Source organism: Streptomyces sp. NPDC048191, assembly GCF_040652655.1.
GTDB lineage: Bacteria > Actinomycetota > Actinomycetes > Streptomycetales > Streptomycetaceae > Streptomyces.
In genome coordinates this window covers 1-9,365 of sequence record NZ_JBEZMO010000062.1, presented here as the reverse complement: position 1 = coordinate 9,365, position 9,365 = coordinate 1, and the positions used below count along the sequence as shown (strand labels likewise).

Genomic DNA, 9,365 nt, shown 5'->3' with positions numbered 1-9,365 from the left:
CCGACGTCAACCCCGGACGACCCCAATACCCACGAGCCAAACCAGCACCCGCCACATACAACTCACCCACCACACCCGACGGCACCAACCCAAGGCGCCCGTCCAGCACATAGGCGTGTGTGTCGTCGAACGGCACACCGATCGGCGGCACCTCCGGTACCTCACCGGCCGACCGCATCGGCCAGTGCGTGACGAACGTGGTCGTCTCCGTCGGCCCGTACACATGCCCCAGAGCGAGTCCCGGGCACGCGTCCAGTACCCGGCGCATCGCCGCGGGCGAGGCCGCCTCGCCGCCGGTGAGGACCTCCCGCAGACCCGAGAACGCTCTCGCGTCCTCCTCGGCGATCAGGTTGAACAAGGCGGTCGTGATGAAGATCGCCGAGAGGCCCTGTTCCGCCACAAGGCCGCGCAGCACCTGCGCGTCCAGTGCGCCGGCGGGGGCGACGACGACGCGGCCGCCATGGAGGAGCGGCGCCCACATCTCGTACGTCGAGGCGTCGAAGGCATGCGGCGAATGCATGAGCACGCGCTCGTGCGCGCCCGTGCGCCACCGCGCGTCGAAGGCCAGCGCCCGGACGTCCGCGTGCGACACCGCGACGCCCTTCGGCACGCCCGTCGAACCGGAGGTGTAGATGACGTAGGCGAGTTGTGTGTCCGGCACGGCGACCCGGAGGTCGCCGGTGCCGGTCGCCGGGGCGTCGGTGCCGGCGTCCGTGAGCCGCAGCACCCGGACCGGACCGACGGCCGGGGTGCCCGCGGGCGTGGTCAGGTCCGGCGCCTCCCAGTCCCGGTCGGTGATGAGCAGGGGGGCGCCGGTGTCGGCCAGCACCCAGGCGACGCGATCGCGGGGGTAGGAGCCGTGGACGGGTACGTAGGTGCCGGCCGCCTTGGTGATCGCGAGCGTGGTGACCACGACGTCGAGGGAACGCTCCAGGAGGACCGCCACCGGTGTCTCGTTCCGTACGCCGAGCGCCACGAGGCGGTGTGCCAGGCGGTTGGCCCGGGCGTTCAGTTCGGCGTACGTGACCTCCGCCCCATCGGCCACCACCGCCACCGCATCGGGTGACCGCTTCACCTGCGCCTCGAACAACTCCGCCAGCGAACCCTCCGGCACCGCGCCTTCGGCGCCACGGCGGTCCTCGAGCAGCTCCCGCCGTTCGGCCGGGGCCAGCACGTCGAGGTCGTCGATCGGCTGGTCGGGGTCGCGCAGGGCCGCGGTCAGCAGCCGGACGAAGCGATCGCCGATGGAGGCGGCGGTGTCCTCGTCGAAGAGGTCCAGGGCGTACTCGAGGTCGCCCTGCAGTCCGGCGCACTGCCCGTCCTCGGTGTGCTCCTCGGTGAGGAAGAAGGTCAGGTCGAACTTGGACACGCCGATGTCGACCGGCCCGAGTTCCACGTCCAGGCCTGGCAGCTCGGGGCACGGCAGGCCGGTACCCCGCAGCCCGAGCATCACCTGCGCCAGCGGGTGGCGGGAGGTGGTCCGGACCGGGCTGACCACGTCGACGAGCCGTTCGAAGGGCACGTCCTGGTGGGCGTACGCCTGAAGGCCGGTCTCCCGCGAGCGGAGGACCAGCTCGCGGAATCCGGGCGCGCCGCTGGTGTCGGTGCGCAGCACGAGCGTGTTGACGAACATGCCGACCAGGTCGTCGAGGGCGACGTCGGTGCGGCCCGCCACGGGCGTGCCGATGGCGATGTCCGTGCCGGCGCCGAGCCGCGTCAGCAGGGCGGCGATGCCGGCCTGGAGCACCATGAAGACGCTGGCGTGCTGGGCGCGCGCGAACTCGGTGAGCTGTCGGTGGAGTTCGGCGTCGAGGCGCATCGGTACGGTACCGCCACGGTAGCTGGCCCGGGCCGGCCGTGGGCGGTCGGTGGGCAGCTCGATCTGGTCGGGCAGCCCGTCGAGGGCGTCGGCCCAGTAGGCGATCTGACGGCTGAGGACGCTGTCGGGGTCGTCCTCGTTGCCGAGGAGGTCCCGCTGCCACAGCGTGTAGTCGGCGTACTGCACCGGCAGTTCGTCCCAGGCGGGTTCCTCGCCCCGGCACCGTGCGGCATAGGCGGTGGTCAGGTCGGTGGCGAGCGGAGCCAGCGACCATCCGTCACCGGCGATGTGGTGCAGGACCAGCAGCAGTACGTGCTCCTCGGCTCCGACCTCGAAGAGGTGGGAGCGCAGCGGGAGTTCGGCGGCCAGGTCGAAGCCCTGCCGGGCGCTCTCGACGAGCAGGGCGGGCAGTCGCTCCGGGGTGGTCCCGGTGACGCGCAGCTGCGGCAGTCCGGTACCGGGCGGCAGGATGTGCTGTGCCGGGACTCCGTCGGTGTCGGGGAAGAGCGTGCGCAGGCTTTCGTGGCGTGCGACGACGTCCCGCAGCGCCGCACCGAGTGCCTCCCGGTCGAGAAGGCCGGTCAGGCGGAGCCGCATGGGCACGTTGTAGGTGGCGGAGCGGCCCTCCAACTGGTTGAGGAACCACAGGCGCTGCTGGGCGAAGGAGAGCGGTACGGTCTGTGGCCGCTCAGTGGTCCGTACGGTGGGCCGGGCCCCGCCGGCGGTCGCCCGGCCGAGGTGTGCGGCGAGCCGGGCGACGGTGGGCGCCTCGAAGAGCTCGCGCATGCTGAGCTCGATGCCGAAGACGGCACGCACGCGGCTGGCGAGCCGGGTGGCCATCAGGGAGTCTCCGCCGCAGTCGAAGAAGGAGTCCTCGACGCCGACCCGTGCCAGGCCCAGCACCTCGCCGAACAGCCCGCACAGCACCTCCTCACGAGGCGTGGCCGGCTCCCGGCCGGTGGCGGCAGCGGCGTATTCCGGCACCGGGAGGAGCCGCTTGTCGACCTTGCCGTTGCCGGTGAGCGGCAGTTCGTCCAACACGACCACCGCCGACGGGACCATGAACTCCGGGAGTTGCCGGGCCGCGGAGCGGCGTAGTTCGGCGCCGTCCACGACGGCGCCCGGCACGGGCACCACATAGGCGACGAGCCGCTTGTCGCCCGGCCGGTCCTCTCGCGCGGCCACGACGACCCGGCCCACGGTGCCGTGGCCCGCCAGCACCGACTCGATCTCGCCCGGCTCGATGCGGAAGCCCCGCACCTTCACCTGCTGATCGGCGCGTCCGACGTACTCCAGGCCGCTTTCGTGGTTCCACCGTACGAGGTCACCGGTGCGGTACATACGCGCACCGGGCTCGCCGTACGGGCAGGCCACGAAGCGTTCCGCCGTCAGGGCGGCACGGCCCCAGTAGCCACGGGCCACACCCGCACCCGCGAGGTACAACTCGCCGACGCCGCCTGCCGGGACCGGACGCAGGCCCGCGTCCAGAACGTAGACACGCATGTCGTCCAGCGGACGCCCGATGGGCACCGCGCCGGACGGTGTCCCGGTCATTTTGTGGGCGGTGGCGAAGGTGGTCGTCTCGGTCGGACCGTACCCGTTCACCACCGTGAGGCCGGGGCAGGCGGTCAGCACCCGGGACACCGCGGCCGGCGAGACGACGTCGCCTCCGGTCCACACCTCGCGCACACCCGCGAAACAGTCCGGCTCCTCGTCCGCCACCAGGCCGAACAGGCCGGCGGTCAACCACAGTCCGGTCACGCCGTGGTCGGCGACGACCCGCGCCAGCGCGGCGGCCGTCAGGTCACCGGCCGGCGCCACCACCAGCCGTCCTCCGCTCAGCAGCGGAACCCACATCTCGTACGTCGACGCGTCGAAAGCATGCGGCGAGTGCATCAGCACCCGCTCCTGCGCACCGCCCCGCCACCGCGCGTCAAACGCCAGCGCCCGCACATCCGCGTGCGACACCGCCACGCCCTTCGGCACACCCGTCGAACCCGAGGTGAACATGACGTACGCCAGTTGCTGGGGCTCGACGGCGACGCCGGGGTTGTAGTCCTCGGCCGGCACGACGGGTTCGTCGACGCCGACGATGTCCAGGCCGAGGCGTGGCGCCCGGTCGGCGCTCGCGGAGTCCGTGATCAGGACGGTCACGCCGGTGTCCGCCACCACGCGGGCGACCCGCTCCGGCGGGTACGAGGCGTGGATGGGGACATAGGCGCCGCCGGCCTTCACCACGGCGAGCACCGCGACGACGACCTCCACGGAGCGCTCCAGCAACAGCGCCACCGGGGCCTCGCGGCGTACGCCCAGTCCCACGAGCCGGTGAGCCAGGCGGTTGGCGCGGGCGTTCAGCTCCGCGTAGGTGATCTGCGCTCCGTCCGTCTCCACGGCGACCGCGTCCGGAGTCCGCACCACCTGTGCCTCGAACAGCTCCGCCAGCGATCCGCCGGGATCCGCCCCGGTCGTACCTCGCCACTCCTCCAGCAGCTCCTGCCGCTCGGCAGGGGCCAGCAGGTCCAGTTCACCGACGGGCTTGTCGGGGCGGGTGACGAGTTCGCCGAGCATGCGCAGGAAGCGGCGCTGGTGGCCGTCGAGGTCGTCTCGGCTGTAGAACGCCGGGTCGGCGTCGAAGTCCACGCGCCAGCCGCGGCCGTGGCCCCGGTCGTAGATGGCCACGGAGAGGTGGTCGATGGGGCCGAGGGCGAGGTTGTGCACGGTGGTCGAGTGCCCGGCGAACAACTGCTCGTGGTCGAAGAGCATGATGTTGACGGCCGGTCCGAGGATGCCCGCGTCGCCGGCGCCGAGACCGAGCTCGCGCCGCAGGTCCTCGTGCCGGAACCGCTGGTGCCGCAGGGCCGAGCGGAGTTCCGGGACCATGCGCCGGATGGTCTGTTCCAGGTTCTCCTCGGGCCGTACGGTCACCCGCAGCGGCAGCACGTTGGAGGCCATTCCGACGGTGGCCCGGCTGGCGGGCGTGGTGCGGGCACCGACGGGGAGGGAGAGGAGGACGTCGTTCTGGCCGGTGGCGCGCCAGCAGTAGACCGCGGCCGCGGTCATGAGGAGGGTGGACAGGTGCGCCCGCATCCCGCGCGCGGCTTCGCGCAGTCCGTCGACCTCCTCCTCGGAGAGGAAGGCGGTCCTGCGGATGAAGGGCTCGTTCCCGCCGTCACCGGTCCTGCTCTCCGGGCGCCCGTCGAGCCGGACCGGCGCGGGCCGGTCGGCCAGCGTGTCGAGCCAGAACGCGCGGTCCTCGGCGTGGTCCGCCGACACCCGGTACTCCTCGTCCTCCGTACGGAGGTCACGCAGGGAGCCGAGTGTGCTCGCGTCGTACTCGGTGCCCGCCACGAGCGCGGTGTAGACGTCGGCGAGCCGCTGCACGATCAGGCCCCGGGCCTGACCGTCGATCACGATGTGGTGGTACCAGTGGCACAGGAAGAACCGGTCCTCGGCGATCTTCAGCAGGGTGAGGCGGTACAGCGGGCCGCTCTCCAGGTCGAGCGGCCTGCCCACGTCGGCCTTCATCCGGGCAAGGGCCGCTTCCTCCGGCGCGCTCTCCCCGGAGAGGTCGAGGATCGTCAGCGCGGGCACGTCGTCGGGGTCGACGAGCATGTGCCGTCCGTCGGGTTCGACGGACCGCATCCACAGCGCGTCGATGTCACGGACCACCTGCCGGTAGGCCGTCTCGAAGTGCCCGGCGTCGACCGGGCCGTGGATTTCGATGTATTCGGCGATCTTGTACTTCTGGCGGGTCCGGTCCATCTGGTGGGCGAACCAGATGCCGGACTGAGCCGCCGACAAGGGCCAACGCTGCTGCACACGCGCTTCTGACACTGCTCTTCACCCCGGAGAGATATGGACGAAAAAATGTCCCGCCCTCCGTCCGGGTTCCGGCGGGGTCCGCGCGGAAGAGCCGGAGGGAATGCGGGACGGCCTTCAGGACTGCGTCATCGCCTCACGGAGGCTTTTGGGCCGCATGTCGGCCCAGTTCCGCTCCACGTAGTCCAGGCAGTCCTGGCGCTGCGCCGGACCGTGGACGGATTCCCAGCCCGCCGGTACGTCGGCGAAGGACGGCCAGAGGGAATGCTGGCCCTCGGCGTTGATCAGGACGAGATACGCGGAGTCCGGGTCCTCGAAGGGGTTGGTCATCACGGCACCTTTCGACGGTGTGTCAGGAGCGCGTTGTGTGCAACGCGGTGTGCGGGGGCGGGCGCCGGGCGGTCGGGCCCGGCGGCGTACGTCAGACGGTGGCCGCGGCACCGAGTTCGCCGACGAGGACCCGCACGAGGTCCTCGGGAACGTCCTCGGTGTAGAAGTGACCGCCGGGGAGTTCCACGGAGTTGAAGGTGCCGCTGGTGTGCCGACGCCACTGTTCGGCGTCGGCGAGCGTGAATGACGCGTCCGTGTCCCCGGCGATGGCCGTAATCGGGCACGTCAGCGGTTCCCCGGCCGCGGACCGGTAGTCGGCGACCAGCCGGAAGTCGCTGCGCAGCGTCGGCAGGGCCAGCTCGCGCAGCTCGTGGTCGTCCAGCACACCCGCCCCGGTGCCGCCGAGGGCGCGGATGTAGTCCATCAGCGCGTCGTCGTCGGGGAACGTGATGGCGTGGCGGCGGTCGACGGACGGGGCGCTGCGCGCCGATGCGAACAGCCGCACGACCTCGGGCCGCTGCCCCGCCAGCCGCCGGGCGACCTCGTAGGCCACGGTCGCGCCCAGGCTGTGGCCGAAGAATGCCACCGGACCGCGGAGCCGGTGGGCCGCCGCGAAGGACAGGCGGTCCACCAGGACGTCCATGTCCTCCAGGGCGGGCTCGTGGAAACGGTCCTGCCGGCCCGGGTACTGCACCGCGACCAGCTCGACCGAGGGCGGAAGGAACTCCGTCCAGGTCCGGAAGGCGCTGGCGGCGCCTCCGGCGTGTGGGAAGCAGACCAGCCTGACGCGGGCCTCGGGGCGCGGGCGGAAGACCCGGAACCAGGCGGAGGACGCCGACGACGTCTCGTACGTGCGGTAGGTGCTCATGGGTGACCCGGCGCTCAGTCGCACATCGCCACGAGGATGCGGCGCGCCCCGGTGAAGGGCCGCCGCCCGTGGCCCACGGCGACGTTGTCGATGAGCATCAGGTCGCCGGTGCGCCAGTCGACGTCCACGGCGCTGTCCAGGCCGCGGTCGCGGATCTGGACGGCGTACTCGGCCGGAATGGGCGTGCCGTCGGCGAAGGTCACGTTCTGCGGGAGGTCCTCCGCGGGCATGATCTGAGCCAGCGCCTTGGCGGTCTCGTCACCGAGGCCGGCCGGGTGCCACTGGTCGGCCTGGTTGAACCACACCTCGTCGCCCGTGACCGGGTGCTTGATCGTGGCCTGCCGGTCCTGATGCACGCGCAGCCCGCCGTCGGCCTTCCACTCCCACGTCGACCCGGTCGTCGCCAGGAACGACTCCACCTCGGCCCGGTCCTGGGTCTCGAAGGTGTCCTGCCAGCTCTTGCCCAGGCCCATGCCGCCGTGGAGGTTCTGGGTGTAGCGCACGCCGTCCTTGAACGCCTCACGCACCTCAGGGTCGAGCGCGGCCAGCCAGCGCACGCCGTCGACGACGGGAGTCGCGCCACCGGTGCCGGGCTGCTGCTGGCAGAAGAACAGCAGCCGGGAGGGCCACGCGTAGGCGTAGGACATCTCGTTGTGCATGGAGATGGTGAATTCCTGCGGGTATTCCGTCGAGGTGTAGACGTTCTTCCCGACCTTGGTGCGGGGCGAGTTGCCGTGCACATACGCCAGCCGGTTGGGCAGCAGCTCGTCCATGACCACGTCGAGTTCCTCGGGCGTCACTCCGAAATCCCGGAACACCAGGGCCTTTTTCCGGGTGAGCAGCCCGGCGAGGTCGTCCAGGCCCTGGAGATAGGCGGTCAGGCCCCGGGCGGTCGCCTCGGCCCCGGTGTTCCCGGGCGTGATCTCGAATGGCACCCAGTCGTCGTGACCAGTCATCTCTTCATCTCCCAGCGGTTCTGCTCTGCGCTTCAGTCCCCACTGTCCGGGTCGATCTATATTTCTTCGCCACTGTGCCTATGGGGCGGCTACTACGGCCGGAAAGCGATTGCCCGCGGCACAAATGCCGTGAGCCGGCCAGACGGCGCGTACGACGCCCTGTCCTGACGTCGGAGCCGACTCGGACGTCAGGACAGGGCGACAGGCCAGGGACGGACCGTGGACCGGCGGGCTCGGATCAGCCGGTCACGGCCGCGCACAGCGCGGCGATCGTCCGGTGGTGGAAGAGCTGCTGGATCGAGACCTCGAGTCCGACGGCGCGCAGCGCGCCGACGAGCGCGACGGCGCGGATGGAGTCGCCGCCGAGGTCGAAGAACGAGTCCTCGACGCCGACCCGCTCCAGCCCCAGGACCTGGGCCCAGACGGCGGCCATACCCAGCTCGGCCATGGAGCGCGGGGCCACATAGGCGCTACGGGCCAACGCGTCCGTGTCGGGGGCGGGCAGAGCGCGGCGGTCGGTCTTTCCGTTGGGGGTGACCGGGATCCGCTCCAGCTTCACGAAGGCCGCGGGCACCATGTGTCCGGGCAGCAGGCGGCCCAGCTCGGCACGGAGCTCCGCCGGTTCGGCGATGGCACCCGGCGTGGGAACCACATAGGCCACCAGCCGCTTGTCGCCGGGCGTGTCCTCGCGGACGAGCACGACGGCTTCCCGGACGTCGGGCAGCCGTACGAGCGCGGCCTCGACCTCACCCGGCTCGATCCGCACACCACGGATCTTCACCTGGTCGTCGATCCGGCCGATGAACTCCAGCGTGCCGTCGGCCAGTCGGCGCACCCGGTCGCCGGTCCGGTACATGCGCTCGCCGGCCTCCCCGTGAGGGTCCGGTACGAAACGCTCCGCCGTCAGGCCGGGACGCCGCACATAACCGCGTCCCACACCCGCACCGGCGATGAACAGTTCACCGGGGACGCCCACCGGCTGCAGGTACAGCTCGTCGTTGAGCACGTAGAGCCGGGTGTTCTGGATCGGCTTCCCCATCGGGACCTGCCGCAGTCCGACGGGAAGAGCGCCGTGAGCGGTCCAGAAAGTGCAGTCGATCGCCGTCTCGCTGGGCCCGTAGGAGTTGTGCAGCTCCAGTCCCGGCAGCGCCTCCAGCAGACGCTGGGCCAGCGACAGCGGCATCTCCTCGCCGCCGCCCACGACGGCGCGCAGGGAGCGGCACCGCTCCAGTCCGCCTTCCTCCAGCACCAGAGCCAGCATGGAGGAGACGAAGTCCACTACGGTGACGCCGTGTTCGGCCATCACCTGGCCGAGATACACGGGGTCACGGTGACCACCGGGACGGGCGACGACGATCCGGGCGCCGGCCATGAGCGTGCCGAAGATCTCCCACGCGAACACGTCGAAGCCGGCCGCGGTCTTCTGCAGGACCACGTCCTCCGAGGTCAGCCGGAGATGGCGGTGCGTCCAGTCGAGCCGGTTCACGACGCCGCGGTGGGTGTTCACCACACCCTTGGGACGACCGGTCGAGCCCGACGTGAACACCAGATACGCGCCAGAGTCCGGCACCGC

At 71.3% G+C, this 9,365-nt stretch carries 5 protein-coding genes; all 5 read right to left on the bottom strand.

What is annotated here, in order from left to right; translation table 11 throughout:
- On the bottom strand, positions 1–5,620 hold a 5,620-nt coding region (locus AB0D93_RS40955), incomplete at its 3' end, for an amino acid adenylation domain-containing protein (protein ID WP_362131678.1).
- 135 nt (positions 5,621–5,755) lie between these two features.
- Positions 5,756–5,968, bottom strand: a complete 213-nt coding sequence (locus AB0D93_RS40950; protein WP_362131675.1) for an MbtH family protein — start codon at positions 5,966–5,968, stop codon at positions 5,756–5,758.
- A 91-nt stretch (positions 5,969–6,059) separates the two neighbouring features.
- Entirely contained in the window at positions 6,060–6,836 is a 777-nt protein-coding gene (locus AB0D93_RS40945) for an alpha/beta fold hydrolase (protein WP_362131672.1), read from the bottom strand.
- Positions 6,837–6,850: 14 nt separating this feature from the next.
- Positions 6,851–7,792 (bottom strand): TauD/TfdA family dioxygenase, encoded by a 942-nt coding sequence (locus AB0D93_RS40940; RefSeq protein WP_362131669.1) that lies wholly within the window; start codon positions 7,790–7,792, stop codon positions 6,851–6,853.
- A 238-nt stretch (positions 7,793–8,030) separates the two neighbouring features.
- On the bottom strand, positions 8,031–9,365 hold a 1,335-nt coding region (locus AB0D93_RS40935), incomplete at its 5' end, for a non-ribosomal peptide synthetase (protein WP_362131666.1).